This is a genomic window from Priestia sp. YIM B13552 (assembly GCF_042787775.1).
Lineage (GTDB): Bacteria > Bacillota > Bacilli > Bacillales > Bacillaceae_H > Priestia > Priestia megaterium_E.
In genome coordinates this window covers 723,930-745,813 of sequence record NZ_JBHZOU010000001.1, presented here as the reverse complement: position 1 = coordinate 745,813, position 21,884 = coordinate 723,930, and the positions used below count along the sequence as shown (strand labels likewise).

Here is a 21,884-nt window from a genome sequence, read left to right as displayed (position 1 = left end):
GATTATAGGGATAAGGAGATTGTTACATGAAAAGCAGAACGTCTGTAATGGTTAGTATTGTGCTGGCAATGCTAGTGGCTTCGCTTGATTCAACGATTATGAATACGACGATGCCCGTTATTGCAAAAGAGCTTGGAAGATTTGATTTGTACGCGTGGTCGTTTGCTTCGTACATGATTGCAAGTACGATTTTATCTCCGGTAGCGGGAAGATTATCGGATTTATTTGGCCGCAAAAAAGTATTTGGGTTTGGAATTATTGCTTTTTTAATTGGTTCAATGCTTTGCGGCGTGGCAAATACGATGATTCAGCTTGTTCTTTTCCGTGCGGTTCAAGGAATAGGAGCCGGGTTTATGGTGGCGTTTCCCGCTATTATTGCCGGAGACTTATTTCCCGTCGAGAAACGAGGGAAGATTCAGGCGCTCTTTACAACGATGTGGGGATTATCAGCTGTATTAGCTCCGCTTTTAGGCGCTTTTTTTGTGGATTATTTAACGTGGAGATGGATTTTCTTTATTAATTTACCCGTATGTATTGTTTCATTTCTGACATTAATGCCCTATCAAGAAAGCTATAAGCCGAAACGAGCAAAAGTCGATTACATCGGTGCTATCTTGTTTGGAGCGGGCGTTACATCACTGCTGCTCGTTACGGTAGTGGAACAAAACCGAGTTGTGTATACAGTCGCGGGACTTATTTTATTAGTGATTTTTTATCTACATGAACGAAAACACGCTTCACCAATTGTACCCCTGTCCATGTTCCAAAACAAAACGCTGTCATGGATTAATATTAATGCGTTTATTGGAACGGTGGCTTTATTCGGTACGTCAAGCTACATTCCGTTATTTTTACAGCGAGTAGCGCATCTGTCACTGTTTATGAGCGGAGTTGCGCTGTTAGGAACGGCGGTCGGGTGGATGTCTGTATCTGTGCCTGCAGGTAAATGGATTTTAAAACACGGCTATAGAAAGCTGTTGTTAATCGGAAATGTGCTGCTGGTTGGCTCTGGAACACTGCTGCTTATGCTAAATGAAAGTCACGGCTTCTTTTACGTGTTTTGCGTCATGATTGTCCAAGGACTATCGTTTGGACTGCTTTCTACGGTTGGCGTCATTGGTGTACAGCAATTAGTAGGAGGACATGAAAGAGGTATTTCAACGTCATTTTTTATGTTTTGCAGAAACATGGGAACAGCCATCGGCGTTACCATTATGGGTGCGTTGCTGACTTCAGGCGGAAGCTTCATGGCAGGCATTCATCACTTGTTTTTATTTGGCTTTGCCGGAAGCATCGTGGCTTTATTGACTTCCTTAAAAATTCAAAACGATACGGAATCAAAGCACAGCCGAGCTGCTAGTTGAGGGAATTTATGCTAAATATGTTTATTTCATAAAAAAACGGGAAGAAACCAAATAAGGTCATAGAATTGCCTGAGAAATCGTAGGCATATTCTTCTTCTTCTTTCACTTACTACATGTGGGACGCCGGGTATCGGCGTCTTTTTTTTGTGCTGTAAAGGAGCTGCTTATATTATCCATAAATAATCTCGTTCAAATAATGGGACTTTTTACAAAAATAAGTCTTTAAATGGTAAGGAACATTAGGTATAATTTAGTGGTTATTTAGCATATTTTAGAAATGTTTGGCTAAGTTTGTACGAAAAAGTGAAAGGGGAAATTTCATGTCTTGGCTCACCAAATGGTCGTTCAAAAATAAAGCGGCTATCACCATTATGTCTATTTTAATTTTAGCTTTAGGAGTCATTAGTTATTTTACACTTCCGATGGAATTCCTGCCGACCGCTGATCAGCCTCAAGTGTCAGTAGTGGTTATGGGGCAAGGAACGGATGCGGACTCTATGGAAAAACAAGTTACGTCACCGATTGAAGAAGCGGTAGCCGGTGTTAAAGGAAAAAGCAACGTGTATTCGACGACGGGAGACGGCTATTCTAAAATCGATCTTTCATTTGAATCCAAAACGGATATGAAAGAAGCAAAAACAAACGTCCAAGAAGCACTGTCTTCGGTGCAGCTTCCAGCCAGCGTATCAAAGCCTAATGTTATTCAATTAAATACCTCTATGATTCCCATCGCAGATATTTCACTCACATTTAAAGAAGGATTAACAAGAGACAATCTGGATCTTGCAGAGAAAAAACTGATCCCTAAATATAAAGACGTTAAAGGCATTGCGAGTGTTCAAACGTATGGAACAGCGGATTCCTACGTGTCTATTAAAGTTGATAATAAAAAATTGTCACAAAAGAACGTGACGATTGATAAAGTCATCAGCGTGTTAGAAGGAAAAAACACGTCGCTTGCAGTTGGCGAAAAAGTCATTAATAACAAGTCGAGCAACATCAATGTAACAGGTAAAATTGACAGCTTGGGCAAAGTGAAAAAGCTGCCGGTTGCACCGAATGTAACGCTGGGCGACCTTGCAAAAGTAGAAGTGAAAAAGCCTGAAGGCGTCGTGACGCATATTAACGGAAAAGATGCACTTTTACTTATTGTGACAAAAGACAGTCACTCAAACGCCGTTAGCATTACAAAAGAAGTAAAAAAACTGTCTCAGCAAATTAACAAAGACTATAACAATGTGAATGCTTCTGTATTTTTTGCAACAGGAGACAGCGTACAAAACTCTGTTCATTCCATGATGAAAGAAGTGTTGCTGGGCGCACTTTTTGCGACCATTGTAATCATGCTGTTTTTACGCAGCGTTCGCTCTACGTTTATCACAATTGTATCCATTCCGCTATCGCTTTGCTTTACGCTTTTTTTATTATCCAAATCAGGCGTTACGCTTAATATTTTAACGCTTGGAGGAGTAGCGGTAGCGATTGGGAGATTGGTAGATGATAGTATCGTTGTTATTGAAAACATCTTCCGGAAAATGCAAAAAGAAAAGTTTTCGCTTGGGCTGATTATTGATGCGACAAAAGAGGTAGGTTCTGCTATTACCGCTTCTACGTTAACGACAGTAGCCGTCTTTTTACCAATCGGCCTTGTAAACGGAGGGCTTCAGGACTTTATGCTTCCGTTTGCTCTAACGCTGACGTATTCATTGCTGTCTTCACTAATTGTCGCACTTACGGTTGTGCCGTTAATGAGTGCAGGATTATTAAAAAATGAAAAAATTCGCAAGCACAAGCAGCCGGTTCGTTTTACAAAGGTCATTACGTGGTCGCTTAATCATAAATGGGTTGTGCTGCTGCTTTCGCTGCTTTTATTTGTCGGATCTATTGGCGCGTACACGATGATGCCTAAAGGAGCGGTTGATAACTCTTCATCTGACTTTGTAGGCACAACGTTAAGCTATCCAAATAACACGCCAATTAAAACCGTAGAAGAAAAATCACTGCAGCTTGAACGCTATATTTTAGCTCAAAAAGAAGTAAAAGAAATATACATGCAGCTTGGTAATACGGACGAAGGAGCCAAGTGGGGAGACGTTGGTTCACCTACTGAAGCTACGTATACGATTACCGTAAAAGACAGTGGAAACATTGATTCACTAATGAAACGAATCCAAAATCAAAAGAAGCTCTATGACGGAGGGGATCTTAGCGTAAGTGCTGCTTCACTAATGGGAGCGTCTACTACTTCCATTACCGTTGATGTAATTGGAAATGACATGAACAAGTTAGAAAAGACGGCAAGCAGCATTAAGAAAGAAATCAGCGATATAAAAGGAGTAGACAAAGTTTCTACGAACCAAGACGAAAAGAAAACGATTTACTCTTTAGACGTAGATCCAACAAAAGCGAATACGCAGCAAGTAGCGCAGCAGCTTGGCGTTATGCTGAACAAAACGCCGATTGGAGCGATAGATTTAGAAGGCAAGCAAGCAAACGTACTTCTTGAATCTGTCCTAAATCCAACATCACCAAAAGAGTTAAAAGATATTTCCATTATGACAGAGACAGGACCGTCCCCTGTTTCAAAAGTGGCTTCGCTAACGCAAGCTGAAAAGCCAACCAATCAGTTTCATAAAAATGGAGACCCTTATATTCAAGTAACAGCGGATGTCAATCCAGAAAAGCTTTCAGAGATTAATAAAAACATCCAAACAGTGATTTTTGGAGACGGTAAGAATAAAGGACTGTCGATTTCAAAAGATGTTGACGTTGTAATCGGAGGAGCAAGCACTCAGCAAGGAGAAGACTTCTCTGACTTGTTCATTACAATGCTTGTGTCGATTGGTATTGTGTTTTTAATTATGGTGATTACGTTTAAAACAATCCGCACGCCGTTTGCCATTTTATTTTCACTTCCGCTTGCTGCAATCGGTGCCGTTTTAGGATTATTAATCAGCCGCATTCCAGTAGACGTAACGGCTTTACTGGGAGCACTGATGCTGATTGGTATTGTTGTAACCAACGCCATTGTACTATTAGACCGCGTGAAGCAAAATGAAAAGAAAATGATTATGCGCGATGCGATTGTTGAAGCAGCCGCTACGCGTATGCGTCCAATTGTCATGACGTCTGCTGCTACGATTTGTGCGATGCTGCCACTATTATTTAAACAAAGCGAAAGCGGAAGCCTTGTTTCTCAAAGTCTTGCAGTCGTTGTAATCGGAGGATTAGCTGTTGCGACTCTTCTTACGCTTGTAGTCATTCCGGTTGTATATGAACTGCTTCATTTCAGAAAATCGAAAAAGCAAAGAATACAGCAAAAACAGCAGGAAGACGTAACGCCCCTATAATGTTTAAAAGAGGCGAGGACATAAGTATGTTAGTTGAAGGAAGATCCGAACGATGAATGGTTCGGATTTTTTTATTGGTAGAATGAACGTAGGTTTCATGTCTGTAGTTGCTTCTAGCGAGGGTTGATTTGGTTACGTCCTAGCCTCTTTTTTATGAAACCTTTTGGCTGGTAAAACGTATAGTTATACAAAGAGATGGAGGGATAGTATGTTTGGAATAAAAGAGCGATGTTCCGTTTGTCAAAAAGAAATTCAGCCGAATGAAGAAGTATGGATGCGGATGAAGTATCCAAGTAAGAGAGGCATGACCGAAATTAAAGCTTTCCTACATCAAGAAGCGCAGTTTGTATGCATGGACTGCTTTGAAAAAACAAAAAAATGAGTCAAATGCAGATGTTCTCTTTTTAAAATATTGACATATTATATTTTATAGTTTAATATTTAGATAATTATCTAAATACTTAAATATGATGGAGATGAACTTCAATTGAATGAAACGTTTAAAGCTTTAGCGGATCCCACTCGCAGAAAGATTTTAGAGCTGCTAAAAGAGCGGGATTTAACCGCAGGAGAAATTTCCGAGTATTTTAATATGACCAAACCAAGCATCTCAAATCATTTAAAAATCTTGAAGCAAGCGGACCTCGTTCAAGATGAAAAAAGAGGGCAGTTTGTGATTTATTCATTAAATACAACCATTTTTCAAGATTTAATCGGCTGGTTTTTCAGCTTTCAGAAAGGAGAGAGTTAAATGAAAAAGCACGTATTTCCTTTAGGCATTACTCTTTTAACACTGGTTGCATGGCTGATTGCACTGCCGCATCTTCCAGCTACGATGCCCATTCACTGGGGAGCAAATGGAGAAGCAGACGGATTTGCAACGAAGATAAATGCAATGATCTTAACAGTAGGCATCATGGTACTTATTTATTTTATCATCGCATTTGTTCCGCGAATTGACCCGCGTAAAGAAAATTATAAGTACTTTTCAAAAACGTATAACATCGTGTTAAACGCCGTACTGCTATTATTCTTTTTTGTAAATATGAGCACTATTTTACAGGGGCTTGGCTATAACGTGCCGATGTCGTACATTGCTCCGATTATGGCTGGACTCGTTTTTATCATTATCGGAAACTACTTGCAGCGCGTGCGCTCGAACTATTTTATGGGCATTCGTACACCGTGGACATTGAGTAATGAAATCGTATGGAAAAAGACGCATCGTTTATCTGGAAAGCTCTTTTTTATCGGCGGACTGCTAATTCTTATTAGCGCTTTTTTACCTGATGGATACAAGTCAGTTATCATGTGGGGGAGTATCGTTCTGTGCGTGGCGATTCCTTATCTGTATTCGTACTTGGCGTATAAAAAAGAAATGAATATGTAAGCATACCAAAAAATCCGGTGAACACACCGGATTTTTTTATGGATAACATATCAGCCGTAACGCCACCGTTCGTGTCACGCCGGCTGATGAGAATAAAAACAGCATAAAGTATGAAACGCGTTTCAGGTCAAGAGTTGCTGTGAAAAAACTTACACTTGCTTACGATCGCTTGCTTCAGGCGGCTTTTCGATCCAGCCGTTTTTAATCATCACTTCGCTGCAGCGCCCCGCTACTTTTAAGTCTCGTAAAATACACGCTTCACAGTGCCCGACAATATCAAGCCTCATGCTGGTGGTCATTGCCGTTGCGTAGTAAGTAATGGCTACTTTAAACATTGCGCCTGCGTGAAACGTCATCAGCTTTTCTGAAAAAGGCGCGTGCGTAGACGTCGTGATTTCATTATCCAAAAGCGGAGGCGTGTGAAGGTTTTCCTCGTGCATGATAGAAGAATAAAGCTCAATATGCTTGTGGGCCACATCAAGCCCCGTCTCCATGACTTTCTTCACATCTTTTCGTTTGCTCACTTGCTTAAAGGCAATCAAAAGAGCTTTGGTTGCCATGCTTTTGCGTAAGTTAAAATAAATATTACCGGCTTCATTTGCGTTTAAAAGACGCTGCTTTCCGACAAAATCAAGAGCGTAAGTCAAATCTGTGATGTGCTCTTGTTGTTTCGGATTTAAAAAATAAGGAGCCGGTACATAAAGATTTTTTGCTAAAAGCAGATCGAGCGACCGATTATAGATCTCCATCGCATCTAAATTGCACTGATGATAATAATCTCGAAGATCTCGGCGAACCGAAACGCTAAATGAAATGCCATACCCTGACAAGCCGTGAATCGTCATGTCGTGAAGATACTTGAGCCAAAACGAGTCTGTAAAAAGCGGAGGTGCGTGCAAGTCCACATCTTCATCTGTAAATCCATTCGGCAACGGAAAATGTTCGGCCTGAAAAATGGCAGTCAGTATCTCAATATGTCTTTCAGATAACTTTAGCGAAAAAGCAAACAGCGACCGAATCTCGGCATCCGTCACCGTTGCAAGAACGTGTTTTGCGACACAAATCGCCAGCGTATCCTGATGGTACTGCGCGCATAGACTCGTTATTTCAGTTGAAGTCAAACGCTTGCTTTCTGCGTTCAATGAGTTTCCCCCTATCTATAAAAATGGTACGTATCTACGAAAAACAGATAAGTATAGTGTGGACAAGGTTGTGTTAAATTATTCCATGAGTAAATTGAAATCAAAATAGAAAAAGATCTGCCCGGTAAAGAGCAGATCTCTATGTATTGGTTATTTTTTATTCATTTCTTTTTCAATTTCAGGATAGGTAATGCCGTATTTTTTAGAGACGGTAACTAAACTCATAATTTCTTCCTCAGCAGGCGGTCCTACTTGCGGCAGAGGAGCACTTTCTGGAACGGAAATACCAAGTTCTTTAACGAATGAATCAAAGCCTGCAGGAGAAGCAGTAAGGATAAATTCCGTTTCTTCTGGTCCGGTTACAAAGCGGTGCTGAATACCTCGAGGAGCAAAAACATAATCGCCCGCTTTTGCTTCAATTATTTCTTCTCCTATGTAAAAAATCATCGATCCGCGCTTTACGTAAAACGTTTCATCTTCATGTTCGTGAAGGTGAAGCGGTGGTCCTTGATTTGCTGGTTTCACTACGTGCGCTACGGCGTAAGCTCCGTTTGTATCTTCACCTGATACAAGAAGCGTTACTTTTTCATCAAGAAAATGAAATGTGTTTTGATCGTGTGGTGTACGGTGAAAAGCGTTTGTTAGCTGATTATGAGTTGCTGTCATCCTTTTATCTCCTTAAAAAACATATTTTGAGATTATTGTATACTAATATGGACGTTTTGTGTGCGGGAAAATAGTTAAAAAGAATTATTTTTTTACATTTATTATCTTTTTATAGTTCTATTGTTATTGATTGTGGATTTTCAATAGAATTCCCTCTATCTATTTTCCAAAACTACCCAGTATGCTAACATAAAGATAGAATTTCTAAAGAGATAAGTGATATATGAGGTGTAAAAGGAGAGTTTCGATGAAGTTGTTTAAGGATGCTTCTGAACGTGAGCATCAAAATTGGAATAAAGCTGTGTCGGCAGGTTTTTATATCCTTTTATTGCTGCTGTTTGTGAACGTAATAATGTATACCTATAAAGGTGCCGAGTTAGTGTCGTCATTTTCGATGTTTTGGACAGGGATCGTTGTGACGTTTGGCTATCAGTTTATTTTAAATAGAAAAAGTGAGGAAAAATGAAAAAACATCCTTGGTACCGTTCAGAAAAATTTCTGCTGCTTCTGTGCTTTTTTGCGCCGCCCATTGGTTATGTGGCGGTGATCGTGAATAGGAAAAAGCTAAGCCGAGAACAGTGGCTGAGTAACTTAACGGTAGCGACTATTATCATGTCCATATGGCTGCTGAAGTTTTTGCCGCATCAGTGGGGAACGATTATTTTACTAACGGGAGCCGGAATCTATTGGTATCACCGAATGTTAAAGAAGTTTAAAAAGTAGCAGCAGGGATAAAGAAAGTTAAATTTTACGCATTGATATTTTGACAAAAGAAGTTAAAATATTATAGTAATACAAATTTGTTCTACCCATGTAAATAAAAGTATTTATTTGCTGTGTTTTATAATTTAGTTAAGAATAGAGCCAACCAAAGCGGTTGGTTTTTTGCATGAGTTCATTCTTTTTTTGTGGAAATTGAAGAAGAGTATCCGATGTAAAGCTAGAGCATATAGGCAGGTTTTAAAACTGTCGGATCAGTTCTTTAAACAGGAGGCCATCACTAGTGTCGATAAAGAAAAAGTTGTCCGTATTCTTTACTTTGCTGGTATTGTGTATTCTACTAGCGAATAACACCTTGCACTACATTCGATCAAAAAATAGATTAACAGAGTTTAATCAACGGGAAATCACGCTGGTCACAGAAGAAATTGCGTACGAAGTCGAAAATTCTAAAAATAGTGCCTCCTATATGGAAGATCGGATGGCACAGGAATTACGAACGGCTTCGATTGCGATTCAACAGTCTTTGCCCGCTGATTATCATGACGTCAGCAATGACGAGTTAAAACAGTTGGCTAAAAAACTGAGGGTATCTCATATTACATTATTAGCACCCGTAGAAGGTGATATTATAGGCGTAAAATCTTCTGATCCTAAGGAAATCAATATGTCTACAAAAGAGTGGGGCTATTGGTATACATCTTTTCAGCAGCTTCTTTCTCAGCAGCCGGTCACGACAACAAAAGGATTGACTTTACCTCACTTTTGGAGCGGGCCGATTGAAGTAGCTTCTAGCAACCCTAATCACATTGACAAGTGGGGCTATTATTACGACGGGTCTACTAATTATATTATTGATCCTTATTTTCGGGATCAGCACGTCCTCGATTTTGAAAAAAGGTTCGGCCCTACGAACGTGATGGACCGCTTTACGGAAAATCTTGAAGGCGTTCTTGAACTAACGGCTTTTAACCCGAAAAATTTCGGAAAAAGAAATCAAAACGTATATTTAAACGGCAATAAATATATTAGAATAAAAGATCAGCCGATTTGGTACGGTACCTACACGTATCAAAATACCGAACGTGATAAAATGTCCATTCAAAAGGCTTTAAAAACGGGAAAATCACAAAGCTATACTGCTAAAATTAACCATAAAAAAGTATTAAAAACACTGGTACCGATTAAAGAAAAAAACTCTCCGGCTTATGTAATAGGCGTAGTTTATGACTACGGACTTATTGAAAGAGAGCTGCAGCAAGAATTAATCAAACATTTACTGCTGTCTCTGCCGTTTATCTTTATTGTCCTTATTATCAGCTTTGTCTTCTCTACATCCATTACGCGGCCAATTAAACATATTATGGAGCACGTAAATCAAATCGCCAAAGGCAATTTTGGCAAGGTGCTGAATGTAAGAAGAAAAGATGAGCTGGGAGGACTCGTAGCAAACATCAACCACCTTTCTCACTTTTTAAAAACATATGTGGACGATTTAAAGAAAAGTCAGGAAGAAAGTGAGTATCATGCGTATCACGATTTTTTGACAGGATTGCCAAACAGAAGATATTTTAAAGAAGAATTAAACAGGCGCTTAATTGAATCGAAGGAAAATTCCATTCGTCACGTAGCCGTGTTATTTATGGATATAGACCGGTTTAAAGATATTAATGATACGCTAGGGCATTCAAAAGGAGATCAGCTTATACAGCTGATAGCCAACCGTATTAAAGAGTGTCTGCCTCCTGCTAACAATTTTCTTACAAGGCAAGGAGGAGACGAGTTTGTTATTTTATTCAGCGATTTTACACCGGAAGAAGTTGAAGGTATTACCGAGAAGATCATGGCGTATGTTCAGCAGCCCTGCTACATTGACAGTGATGAAGTTTTCGTCAGTATCAGCAGCGGATTAAGCTTTTATCCGGAGCACTCTACGAATTTGGACACGCTTATTACGTATGCAGATGTCGCCATGTATGCTTCAAAAAGACAAGGCGGCAGTAAAGTAAGTATTTATCATGATTCATTAAATCAAAAACAAGCTGAAAAAGTTCACATCGAAACGCGCTTACGAAAAGCGATTCAAAAAGGTGACATTGACGTTTACTATCAGCCGAAAATAGAAGCAAAGCGCAATGTAATAACCGGTGTAGAAGCATTAGTTCGCTGGAATGACGCAGAGCTTGGATTTGTTTCTCCAGAAGCGTTTATTCCTATAGCAGAAGAAGCGGGTTTGATTCAGTCTCTATGGGAAGTTGTCATGAAGAAAGCTTGTTCTCAAGTCAGCAAATGGAACAAGAACCGAAATGAAAAAATGACGCTAGCGGTTAACTTTTCTCCGCGGCAGTTTCAAGATCCGATTGTGTTGGTTAATGAAATACAGCAATTTCTTTCGCACCATAGATTTGATCCCGCATGGTTTGAAATGGAAATTACGGAAAGTACTTTGCTGATGAACGCGGAAGAAACGATTAAAGCTTTACATCTGTTAAAGAAATATGGTATATCAATTTCTATCGATGATTTTGGAACCGGATATTCTTCATTAAGCTATTTAAAAAAATTACCAATTGATTGTTTGAAAATCGACCGGTCTTTTATCCAGGATATTCAAGAAGATTACAGCAACAGTGAAATTGCGCAGGCGATTATCAGCTTGTCTCAAAGCTTAAAGCTGCAGGTAATCGCAGAAGGTGTGGAAGAAGAATATCAAAAAGCGTTTTTAATGGAAAATGGCTGTGATCACATGCAGGGGTACTTGTTTAGTAAGCCTCTTGCTGCAAAGGATTTTGAAGCAGCATTTTTAAATAGCTGAAGCAAAACCATCATTTGAAAATAAACTTACTAAGAAAAGGGAAGAGGATATAAAAAGATGGCACTTAGTACACAAAATTTAATTGCTCAAAAATTTTTAGAAACAGTAGGCACGAATTCAACTGAAATAGATAAAAAAATAGGTCAAGCTGACACATTTATGAATGCGGTGAAAGAACTGATCGATTTATGCGGAGATAATCCGGAAAGAGACGGCCTTGAAGAGACGCCGTACCGCGTGTTAAAGGCATTTTTAGAATACACGGAAGGCTACCGAGAAGATCCGAAAGCTCATTTGGAAAAAACATTCGATGTGAATCACAATGAACTGGTATTGATACGAGATATTGAATTTCACTCAATGTGTGAACATCACTTTGCGCCGTTCTTTGGCGTTGCCCACGTTGGGTATATACCGGATAAAAAAATCACAGGTTTATCTAAAATCGCTCGTACGGTAGAAGGATATGCAAAAAGATTTCAAGTTCAAGAACGTCTAACAAATGAAATTGCAGATGCAATTGAAGGAGTGTTAGAGCCAAAAGGAGTTATGGTGATTATTGAAGCAAAGCATATGTGCATGTGCGGAAGAGGAATTAAAAAATCTTCAGCTTCTACAGCCACTTCATCCGTTCGAGGAACGTTTATGGAAAAACCAGAGGTTCGCGGAGAATTTTTATCTCTTTTACAGCGACAAATGTAAAGAAACAACAAGCCATATAAGCTGAGAAGCAGAAGCGAGGTGAGCTGTATGCAACACGTTGACGTACTGATTATTGGCGGAGGGCCCGCTGGCATCTCTGCTGCCGTGTGGTGTAAAAGGCTAGGCGTTGAGTGCTTGCTTCTTGAAGAGCAGGCACAGTTAGGCGGACAGCTGTTTACGATTTACAATGAGATTATTGATTATCCCGGAATACAAGCGGAAAATGGAATCGAAATGCAGCGTAAAATGGTTCAGCATTTTATCGATATGGACTGTTTATATGAAGCGAATACAAAAGTAATTTCCATTGACGAACGTTCTAAAACAGTAAAAGTAAAGCAGCAAGAAACGGAAAAGGAAATTGGCTATACGTATCTTATTTTAGCAACGGGCTCTAGTCAGCGAAAGCTGGGAGTGCCGGGTGAACAGCAAATGATTGACCGAGGAGAAGTATACTCTGCTTCAGCAGACGGAGAACGGCTAACAGGCAAAAGGGTTGCTCTCATTGGCGGAGGAGACCGAGCGTTTGAAGGAGCACATCTTTTAGCATCAAAAGCAAAAGAAGTATATCTGATTCATCGTTCTACGCATTTTAAAGCAAGAGAACAATACGTTGAAAAAGTGCTTTCCGACCCCGGTGTTAAAGTGATGACAGACACGGAAGTGACGGCTATCCACGGAAAGCATCACGTCACATCGATCGATTTAAAAAGTAAAAACAGTGACTGCGAGAATTTATTGGTAGACGCAGTGCTGATCAGACTAGGCGTAGCGCCCAATGTTGAACTTATTAAAGAAAAAGTCACGACTACACAAAGCGGGCTCATCGTCATCAATGAAGTGCATCAAAGCAGCAATCCATCTATTTATGCCATTGGAGACGCCTGCACGACTCCCTTGTTTTCTAGTATCAGTTCTTCAGCCGGTCAAGGAGCGATTGTAGCCAAGCATGTATCGAGTCTTTTGAATGATTGATAATATAAGAAAAGCATCTATCAAATTGATAGATGCTTTTTTACGTAACATAGTAAAAGAAACATAGCAGAAGTACGTTCACAGGCAGACAAATCGTTTGGAAAAAAGCAGTGTAGTTTTTCGGAGCGGCGCTGATTCTTTTTACTAGAATACATTCGGTAATGAAATTAAAAAGAACCATGATAGAAGCGACCGTTATATATGCCCAGACGTTCTGCTGAAACAAACGAGTAAAAAGAGGCGAGAAAAGAAGCAGAAAAGCAGCGGTTTGAAAAGAACCTCTAGAAAATAAATCATGGTTTTTAGCACTTTGCGTCACGCTATCCCTCCTTTATATGTTTTATTTTACCAAATGAAAAAGACTTTAAAAACCTTTTCGGCTATCTTTACCTGAGATGTTCCTCATTTGGGGAAAGTAGGGTAAAATATATGTCAAATGTAACTTATTCTACTAGTATAGAAGAAATGGATAAAAGGAGGCAGCATGAGACCTTGCCAGATAAAAATACGGAGAAGGAGCAGTCGATCATGATCATGAAACATCTTGATCGTTTGAACACGCAGCTTTTGAAAGAATACAGTGAAGGTATTTTTTTTATCAACTGTGAAGGGGATATCATGTTTAGCAACGAGGCAGCCTTCAAGCTAACAGGAAACGAACACAAACAAAAAAGCCAGCAGCTGACAGCTCTTATACATAAGTCGAAACAACAGCAGGCCCAAGAGCTTTTTCAAAGGGCTTTAAAAGGGGAAAAAGTTCATTTTTCAACGACAATCAATCATAAAACAAAAAAAGAACTTCATTTATATATTACGCTTATTCCTATTATCGTAAATGAGCAAGTAGCAGGTGTCTATGCCGTATGCAGAGATGATTCAAAAGAGCAGGAGCGATCCAATCACATTTCTCAGTTAGAAACGCATTTGAAAATGGAGCAAAAGCTTGCGAATGTGGGAAGCTGGTATTACGACGTGACGGAAGATAAAAGCTATTGGTCACCTCAGCTGTATAATATTTACGGATTAAATCCTGGTCAGCTCTTTACTCCTTCTTTTAGAGATGTTCTTCAATTTATTAAAGAATGTGACCAAAAAAGGTTAAAAAAAGCAGTTACAGAGGCACTTTCAACGGGAGAAAGCTATAAAATTGAATACGCGCTAATGCGGCCAAATGGCGAAGAACGTACGGTGTTTGAGCAAGCGGATGCAGTAGCAGATGAGCAAGGAAACGTCATACAGCTGATTGGCGTTGTTCATGATATTACCGAATCAAAAGTGATTACGAATGAATTAAAGCAAAAAGAACAGCAGTTTCAAACGATTTATAACAATTTGGATGCCGGAATATGGTCCGTTGATGTGCCAAGCAATAAAATGATTGTATGTTCAAACGGTGTTAGCCACATTTACGGAGAAGATGCAATTAAATTTTTAGAAGATAGAGATCTGTGGGAAAGCTTTATTCACCCTGAAGATAAACCAGCTGTGGCAAAAGCGCAGCATCAGCTGCAAAAAGGAAAAACGATTCGTCAGCAGTATCGGATTTATACAAAAACAGGAGAGATGAAATGGGTAAAAGATCGATGCATTCCAACACTTGATGAGAACGGTAAGCTGGTGCGCATAGACGGCATTATTGAAGATATCACCGCAGAAAAAAAGTACATGGATCAAGTTGAATATCTTGCGACTCACGATCATGTAACAAACTTACCGAATCGAAGAAAGTTTGAAAAGAAATTAAAAAATTTCATTCGGCAAATGAAAAAAGAAAAAGATTCATTAGCGGTTTTTTATGTAGGACTGAATCGTTTCAAACATATTAATGATACATTAGGCCACGACGTAGGAGATCGCCTGATGCAGCATATCGCCAATCGGTTAAAAAAGTTCGTTGCGCCAGATGTAATGCTAGCTAGAGCAGGAGAAGACGAGCTTGCGATTTGTTTTTTATCTCTTGCACATATAAATGAATGTCAAAAGCTAGCCGCAGCACTTTTTCAAGAAATCGAAAAAGAAATTACCATTGACGACTTTTCTCTGTACGTCACAGCCAGTATAGGAATCAGCATCTACCCGCATGACGGTGAAGATGTGAAAACCTTATTAACGAATGCCAACCTTGCTATGCGCCGTGCCAAAGAAATCGGGAGAAGCTACTGGCAGCTGTATTCGCCGTTAATGGACAGCGAGACGTATAAAAGCTATCATCTGGAAAAAGGACTGCGCAACGCACTTCTTCAAAATGAATTTTTTATTGAATATCAGCCAAAGGTTCATACAAACAGCAGAGAGATTGATAGTATCGAAGCATTAATTCGCTGGAATCATCCGGAATGGGGACGCGTATCACCGGAAAACTTTATTCCATTAGCAGAAGAAACTCATTTAATTATTGAACTCGGCGACTGGGTAATTGATCATGTGTGCAAGCAGCTGCAGCAGTGGAAGAATCAAGGGTTACAAACCGTGCCCGTTTCGATTAACGTCTCGTCTAAACATTTGCTGAAACGAGGGTTTGTGGAGCACGTTCAACAAACGTTAGCTCATTACAATATCGACCCTTCATTTATAGAATTTGAAGTAACGGAAAGCTCTATTATTCAGTATGAAGAACACGTAAAAAAAGTCATGGACGAATTAAAGAAAATCGGCGTAACGTTTGCTTTAGATGATTTTGGTACGGGTTTTTCTTCGTTATCACATTTAAAAGACTTCGAATTTAACACGTTAAAAATCGATAAAACGTTTATTCAACACGCCACTGATAAAGGAAAGCAGCAGGCGATTACAAAAAGCATTTTGTACTTAGCTCATGCTCTTAACATGAAAGTAATCGCAGAAGGCGTTGAAACAAAAGAGCAGCTCGCCTTTTTACAAAAGCACGAATGTTCCTTTATTCAAGGCTATATTGTGAGTCAGCCGGCTGCGCCTCAAAAAATTGCCGAATATTTAAAGGAACGATTTCTATAAAAAAAGTGATGTCTCCACGGAGACATCACTTTTTTTACGCTTGAATAGGTTTTCGAAGCGTCCAAATTTGGTAAAACATATAAAGAGACTGATAGATGGTCAAATACGTGAGTAAGATCCAGCCGTTCATTAAGTACGGATAAATGGCTTGCTGTACGGAAGGGCTCGTTAAGTAGTCACGGAAATAAATGCACAGGACAACAATCATTCCTGTAAACGCAAACCCCGTTAAAATGCCTTGCCCTAATTTACTGCGCGTTTTCCCGTTTTCCGCGTTGTATTGATTCGCCCAGCCGTCTTTTTTATTAGCCGCAAGCCTTTCCATCCATACTTGACCAAACGTAATTAAATTTACCCACAAATAAATTTCCGGACTAATCAAAAGACCGGCCAGTATTACATCAATCGGCCTGTGCATCGGCGTTTTGACAGCGAGCATAATATTTAAGACAGAAGCTAACGCGATTGGAATGACCCAAAGCCACGACCAGTAAAATTGATCGGTCGCAAGCGCAGCCGATAACAATAAAATAAACAGCAGGCGAATAAGTAAATCACACAGCGTTTTGATCTGTGAACGCCACAGCTTTCCTTTATGCTTGGTTCTGACGTCCAAGTTTCCGTTTGTTAGTAAATCCACGGTCCCGGACTTCCATTTATTACGCTGTTCACGGTACGTGTGATAGCTTCTCATTGAGTCCACGAAGCAGCGAGCGCCTGGACTGATTAACGTTTTCCAATTGGACTTTTGCAGCTGCCACGTCAGAAGCATATCTTCAACGTCGCTGTCATTTTGCCAAGGACCGTCAAGCTTATTTTCTTCCACTATATTTTGAAGCGCTTCCGGGCGAAACAGCGTAGCCTGACCGCCGAGTACGTACGTGCTTCCGCCGTGATACTGAAGATCTAACAGCCAGCTTGCCATATCCTGCTTTTGCTGATGCGTCCACCACCGGGCGATCGGTCCGCCGTACTCGCCGCTTGCAAGCTTTTCTTCGTAACGCACGTCATCTTTTGACAGCGAGCTTTTCTTTTTAGGCATTCTCATCGTATATTTTGCCATTACGCCGCCGATGTTTCGGGATGTCATTAAATCTTCCCATAAATTAATGAGTGCTTTTGGAGCTAAGCGGCTGTCTGCATCCATCCCTAAAATCGCTTTAATCGACTCTTTATACAGCTGCTGATATTTCGTCAGCGTCGTATTATATAAATCCAGTGTATCTCCATATATCTTTTTCCAAGCCGTATTTAACGCGCCGACTTTTCGTTGTTTATTGCCTTCAGTGACCAGTACCTTTACATTTAAATCAAATTCATCTCCGGCCAGCTCCGCCTTTTCTTTCGTGCGGTCCGTACAGTTATCTGCAATCACAAATACATCGAGCTCCACATTATTTGGAAGAAGCTGATCGCCTAACCCAGCCAAACAGTCGCGAATTGATTTCTCTTCATTGTGCGCCGGAATAAAAGCCACGATGCGCGGCCTCATATACGAAGCTCCAATACTTCCAGTAACGACACGCTGATTGTTCATGTTTTCCTTTACCCCCTGATATATCAGGAAACCCAGCTATCCTAGTCCTAAAGACCTTAGACCTGAAGTTTTGCGTCCCAGCCTTTCGACTGGTTTGCCTTTAACTGAACAAGTTAAGTTCACTACTTTTGTTTTCTTTAAAGAACGAAACATCCGAAATGATACTATATAACGAATATCTTTTTTAGATTTTACCATAAAAATAGGTTGAATTACCCTAAAAAGGTTCGACAAATTTCGATAAGGAGTAAATTGTAAAATAAAGATATAGCCTTATATCAGTTACTGGTTGCCTATGTAGCCTTGTTTTTGTGAGTCAAAAAGGTGGAAGGAAGAAGTGAAGAAAATAAAGAGAGTAATAGTTAAAATCTTGTTATGTATGGCCTGTGAACGGGGTGGGTAGAAGAAAAAGAGTTGAAGCAAAAAATGCGGGAGATGAACTCTGGAAAGCGATAAATTAATAGGTAAGTGAATATGTAAATGAATATGTAAATTACTTTATAATTACATATAATAAATTTTTCGGAGTAAATATGTTAAAAATTCTGACAAAATTAAAGACAAAGAAAAATCTATCGATTATAATGATAAAGTAATGAATGATAGTCATTCATTATTCTTGTGGTTATTTTTGAATTGAAGTTATATCGCCTCATAAATGAATGATAGTCATTCATTTATAGGTATTAGAATTAGAAGGGGGTATTATATGAAAATGATACTAGTTAAGCAGGTGAAACAAGATGAAAGGTAATCAAAGTGCTACATTTGCTCGTACGTTAACGCTTCGATCACTTGTTATTTTAGGGCTTGCATATATGGCTCCAATGACAGTGTTTACTACATATGGAGTTGTGGCTCAAACTACGCATGGCATGGTTTCTATGGCGTATGCTTTTGCTCTTGCAGCCATGCTATTTACCGCATACAGCTACGGGCATATGGCTAAAGAATATCCTTTATCAGGATCTGCTTATACGTATACTCAAAAATCTATAAGTCCTCATATAGGATTCCTGGTCGGCTGGTCTGTGCTTTTAGATTATCTTTTTTTACCAATGATTAATTTTTTGCTAGCAGGAACTTTTTTATCCGCTGCGTTTCCGTCTATTCCATCGACTTTTTGGATTCTACTTTTTATTGTTATTATTACTTGTATAAACGTGTTTGGTATTCAAATGACAGCAAAAGTGAACGGGATACTTGTACTTTTTCAATTTCTTATAACAGCTCTATTTGTTATTTTATCCATTAAGAGAATGATAGAAGGAGAAAGTGATATTTTGTTCTTTTCTTCTTTGCATCTCTTTGACTCAAAGGATTCTTTTTCTTTCGTTCTTTCAGGAGCTTCAATTCTTTGTTTATCTTTTCTTGGGTTCGATGCTGTGACTACGCTTTCTGAAGAAACGGTTGATCCAAAGAAAAATGTACCAAAGGCTATCCTTCTTGTAGCATTTATAGGAGGAATACTTTTTATACTCGTTTCATACATTACCCAGCTTGTTTATCCAAACTATCATTCATTTAAAGTTGTAGATTCAGCTTCGTTTGAAATAGCAGCTTATATTGGAGGAACGCTCTTCTCATCCGTCTTTCTTGCCGGAATTATCACTTCAACGATTGCATCAGGAATTTCTTCACACGCCAGTGCTTCACGACTGCTTTATGCAATGGGCAGAGAATCAATGCTGCCTAAAAGGCTATTTGCCTATATACATCCCAAATATAAAACACCATCGCGAAACGTGATCTTTATTGGGGTACTCTCATTAAGTGCACTAGTAATGGATGTCGTTACAGCCGCTTCCTTTATCAATTTTGGTGCGTTGATTGCATTCACATTTGTAAATATCTCTGTTATCTTTCACTATTATATCCGTGGAAAACAAAGAGATTTTAAAAGCACATGCCGTTATTTAATCAGCCCTATTATTGGAGCGGTCTTTACAGTTTGGCTATGGACGAGCTTAGATATAAAATCTATTTCGTTAGGGAGCATTTGGGTTGTTATAGGCTTTATTTATCTATTATACAAGACGTCATTTTTTACAAAGGCCCCGCCGCAGTTTACTTTTGATGAAAAAACAGAGCCAAACAAATTCAAAACCGAACATATATCTTGATAAAGTACGTTGGTTATTATCTGAAATTTCTAACATAAAAGGAGAGGTTAAAATGAAAGAAACAGTAAAAGTTGGTCTTATTCAAGTTAAGTGTGAAGAAAATGTTGAAGCTAATATTAACTATACGCTCAATAAAATTAAAGAAGCGGCCTCAAATGGAGCTCAAATTATTTGTCTACAAGAACTATTTAACGCTCAGTACTTCCCTCAAAGTGTTTCACCTGCAGGATATGAACTAGCTATACCAGCAGATAGCTCCATATTAAAAGAGATGGCAGACCTTGCAGAAGAACTGAAAGTTGTATTAATTGTTCCTTTTTATGAAAAAGCGGCTAGAGGCGTTTATTTTAATAGTGCAGCCGTATTCGATGCGGACGGAATTTGCTTAGGAATTACAAGAAAGAACCACATTCCTGACGGGCCGAATTATCATGAAAAATATTATTTTGTTCCAGGGAATACGGGATATCCTGTATATGAAACAAAATACGGAACAATTGGAGTAGGAATATGCTGGGATGAGTGGTTCCCAGAAGTAGCGCGAATTTTATCCCTGCAAGGAGCGGATATTCTATTTTATCCTTCTGCGATTGGTTCAGAGCCTGATCACCCTGAACTTTCAACTCGTCCCGTATGGGAAAAAGCTATTTCAGCACACGGGATTTCAAATGGAGTCTTTGTTGCTGCGGTGAACCGAGTAGGAACGGAAAAAGAGATGACATTTTATGGAGGTAGCTTTGTAAGCAATCCGATGGGAGAAATTCTACAATCTTTAACGGATGAAGAAGGGATTTTGATTCAAGAAGTTGATTTGAAAGAAATTGATTCGGCCCGTAATTTGCTTCAGTTTATGCGTGACAGAAGACCAGATACGTACGAATTATTATTAAGGAAAGAAGCTTTCCGTACACCTTCAAACGTATAAATTTAACTCTTACTATAAAAAGAAAGGAACGAGACGATATGCTATCTAAAACAAGCTGGATTTGGGATGAACGATTTCTACACCATGATACAGGAAAAGTTCAGTACATATTTGAAGGTGGAGAAGTAGTAGAGCCTTGTGACGAGTTTGAAAACAAGCATCGCATGACTGTGATTAAAGAAATGATTGAAAAAAGTGGTTTAGCAAAGCACTTAGTTAGACAATCACCCTATGAAGCAACGGATGAAGATTTACTGCGGGTCCATACTAAAGATCATATCCAGCGTGTTCAAAAAGCATGTAAAGCAGGAACAAGGGAAATTGGACCTGAAGCTTATGCATCTCCTGAAACAGAAGGGATCGCGAGGCTATCCGCAGGTGCCGTCATGAAAGCAGTAGATACCGTAATGGAAAGTGAAACAATAAGTAAAGTCTATGCTCAAATACGTCCACCAGGGCACCACGCGTCTTCAGACCAAGCAATGGGCTTTTGTTTTTATAACAATGTAGCTGTAGGTGGTGCTTATGCAATTGAACATTACGGGTTAGAAAGGGTTGTTATCTTGGATTGGGATGTTCATCACGGAAACGGAACGCAAGACATCTTTTATGAACGTGACGACGTACTTGTTATTTCCATTCATGAAGAAGATTATTTTCCATTGGAATCCGGGCAGGTACATGAAATCGGACAAGGAAAAGGGGAAGGATATAATATAAATATACCAGTGCCTCCCCTGACTGGAGATGAAGGTTATCAATATGTATTCGAATCTATCATCGCACCAGCTATTAGTCAATTTAAGCCGGAGCTTATCATAATATCAGCGGGGCAAGATGCAAATGCATTGGATCCGATTTCTCGTTTAATGGTGACAAGAGAAGGGTTTAGATATATGGCAAACAAGATTCGAGAATTAGCAGAAACACATTGTAAAGGAAGGCTCATTGTAGCACAAGAAGGAGGATATAACCTAGCATACCTTCCTATTGCAACCATGGGAGTTATTGAAGGCCTTACCGGTGTAAATGTGAACTGGAAAGATCCGCACGTTTTGCCGCAAAGAAATACACCACCTGCTTTATTCGAAGCAGTAGATAACGTTATAAACTATCAGAGAAGTTTTTGGAAGTTTGCTGAGAAGAAAAGCTTTTGTTGAGAAGTAGGGATGTAAGCTGTACAGCTTACATATGTTGGAGAT

Annotated in this window: 18 protein-coding genes and 1 riboswitch; of the genes, 14 read left to right on the top strand and 4 right to left on the bottom strand. The window is 39.4% G+C overall.

Translation table 11 applies throughout. The features are described 5' to 3' along the window. Positions 1-26 precede the first annotated feature (26 nt). The 5 genes from ACFX40_RS03665 (at position 27) to ACFX40_RS03645 (ending at position 6,104) form a co-directional block, all read left to right on the top strand. Positions 27-1,364, top strand: a complete 1,338-nt coding sequence (locus ACFX40_RS03665; protein WP_114324371.1) for an MFS transporter — start codon at positions 27-29, stop codon at positions 1,362-1,364. 320 nt (positions 1,365-1,684) lie between these two features. Beyond that, positions 1,685-4,714, top strand: coding sequence for an efflux RND transporter permease subunit (locus tag ACFX40_RS03660; RefSeq protein WP_377254198.1), 3,030 nt, complete (start codon positions 1,685-1,687; stop codon positions 4,712-4,714). 208 nt (positions 4,715-4,922) lie between these two features. Next, complete coding sequence (locus ACFX40_RS03655) at positions 4,923-5,096, top strand: hypothetical protein (protein WP_029324973.1); 174 nt, start codon at positions 4,923-4,925, stop codon at positions 5,094-5,096. Positions 5,097-5,201: 105 nt separating this feature from the next. Beyond that, positions 5,202-5,465 carry an autorepressor SdpR family transcription factor gene (locus ACFX40_RS03650; protein ID WP_377254195.1) on the top strand — a complete coding sequence of 88 codons (264 nt, stop codon included), beginning with the start codon at positions 5,202-5,204 and terminating at the stop codon, positions 5,463-5,465. Continuing rightward, positions 5,466-6,104, top strand: coding sequence for an SdpI family protein (locus tag ACFX40_RS03645; protein ID WP_377254192.1), 639 nt, complete (start codon positions 5,466-5,468; stop codon positions 6,102-6,104). A gap of 149 nt (positions 6,105-6,253) precedes the next feature. Here ACFX40_RS03645 and ACFX40_RS03640 read toward each other — a convergent pair whose 3' ends face one another. Next, the gene (locus ACFX40_RS03640; protein WP_377254189.1) at positions 6,254-7,246 is read right to left on the bottom strand and encodes a DUF3231 family protein; all 993 of its coding nucleotides are present in this window, start codon (positions 7,244-7,246) and stop codon (positions 6,254-6,256) included. A gap of 150 nt (positions 7,247-7,396) precedes the next feature. Beyond that, a complete protein-coding gene (locus tag ACFX40_RS03635; RefSeq protein ID WP_377237471.1) occupies positions 7,397-7,912 on the bottom strand; it encodes a cupin domain-containing protein in 516 nt (171 codons plus the stop codon). A 247-nt stretch (positions 7,913-8,159) separates the two neighbouring features. On the opposite strand from ACFX40_RS03635, the gene ACFX40_RS03630 reads away from it, so the two are divergent. The 5 genes from ACFX40_RS03630 (at position 8,160) to ACFX40_RS03610 (ending at position 13,124) form a co-directional block, all read left to right on the top strand. After that, positions 8,160-8,378 carry a hypothetical protein gene (locus tag ACFX40_RS03630; RefSeq protein ID WP_377254187.1) on the top strand — a complete coding sequence of 73 codons (219 nt, stop codon included), beginning with the start codon at positions 8,160-8,162 and terminating at the stop codon, positions 8,376-8,378. Then, positions 8,375-8,635 (top strand): hypothetical protein, encoded by a 261-nt coding sequence (locus ACFX40_RS03625; protein ID WP_377254185.1) that lies wholly within the window; start codon positions 8,375-8,377, stop codon positions 8,633-8,635. The genes ACFX40_RS03630 and ACFX40_RS03625 overlap by 4 nt, the downstream gene beginning before the upstream one ends. A gap of 280 nt (positions 8,636-8,915) precedes the next feature. Then, positions 8,916-11,447 (top strand): putative bifunctional diguanylate cyclase/phosphodiesterase, encoded by a 2,532-nt coding sequence (locus tag ACFX40_RS03620; RefSeq protein ID WP_377254183.1) that lies wholly within the window; start codon positions 8,916-8,918, stop codon positions 11,445-11,447. Between the two features lie 57 nt (positions 11,448-11,504). After that, the gene (folE, locus tag ACFX40_RS03615) at positions 11,505-12,149 is read left to right on the top strand and encodes a GTP cyclohydrolase I FolE (protein ID WP_377254181.1); all 645 of its coding nucleotides are present in this window, start codon (positions 11,505-11,507) and stop codon (positions 12,147-12,149) included. A gap of 48 nt (positions 12,150-12,197) precedes the next feature. Further along, complete coding sequence (locus tag ACFX40_RS03610) at positions 12,198-13,124, top strand: NAD(P)/FAD-dependent oxidoreductase (RefSeq protein ID WP_377254179.1); 927 nt, start codon at positions 12,198-12,200, stop codon at positions 13,122-13,124. 40 nt (positions 13,125-13,164) lie between these two features. Here the strand turns inward: ACFX40_RS03610 and ACFX40_RS03605 are convergent, their stop codons facing one another. After that, positions 13,165-13,443, bottom strand: coding sequence for a hypothetical protein (locus tag ACFX40_RS03605; protein WP_377254177.1), 279 nt, complete (start codon positions 13,441-13,443; stop codon positions 13,165-13,167). Between the two features lie 209 nt (positions 13,444-13,652). Here ACFX40_RS03605 and ACFX40_RS03600 point away from each other — a divergent pair, with 209 nt between their 5' ends. Beyond that, positions 13,653-16,097: a sensor domain-containing protein gene (locus ACFX40_RS03600; protein WP_377254175.1), complete on the top strand. Its 2,445-nt coding sequence runs from the start codon at positions 13,653-13,655 to the stop codon at positions 16,095-16,097. A 34-nt stretch (positions 16,098-16,131) separates the two neighbouring features. Here the strand turns inward: ACFX40_RS03600 and ACFX40_RS03595 are convergent, their stop codons facing one another. Beyond that, on the bottom strand, positions 16,132-17,634 hold the full coding sequence (locus tag ACFX40_RS03595) for a glycosyltransferase family 2 protein (protein ID WP_377254173.1): 1,503 nt from the start codon (positions 17,632-17,634) through the stop codon (positions 16,132-16,134). A gap of 23 nt (positions 17,635-17,657) precedes the next feature. Beyond that, positions 17,658-17,743: riboswitch (cyclic di-GMP riboswitch) on the bottom strand. A 634-nt stretch (positions 17,744-18,377) separates the two neighbouring features. Between ACFX40_RS03595 and ACFX40_RS03590 the strand changes: the two genes are divergently transcribed. The 3 genes from ACFX40_RS03590 to ACFX40_RS03580 are packed head-to-tail and all read left to right on the top strand — an operon-like array spanning position 18,378 to position 21,842. Continuing rightward, entirely contained in the window at positions 18,378-19,757 is a 1,380-nt protein-coding gene (locus tag ACFX40_RS03590; protein ID WP_098333721.1) for an APC family permease, read from the top strand. Positions 19,758-19,809: 52 nt separating this feature from the next. Continuing rightward, positions 19,810-20,682 (top strand): carbon-nitrogen hydrolase, encoded by an 873-nt coding sequence (locus ACFX40_RS03585; protein WP_377254171.1) that lies wholly within the window; start codon positions 19,810-19,812, stop codon positions 20,680-20,682. 38 nt (positions 20,683-20,720) lie between these two features. Continuing rightward, positions 20,721-21,842 carry a class II histone deacetylase gene (locus ACFX40_RS03580; protein WP_377254169.1) on the top strand — a complete coding sequence of 374 codons (1,122 nt, stop codon included), beginning with the start codon at positions 20,721-20,723 and terminating at the stop codon, positions 21,840-21,842. The last annotated feature ends 42 nt before the right edge of the window (positions 21,843-21,884 follow it).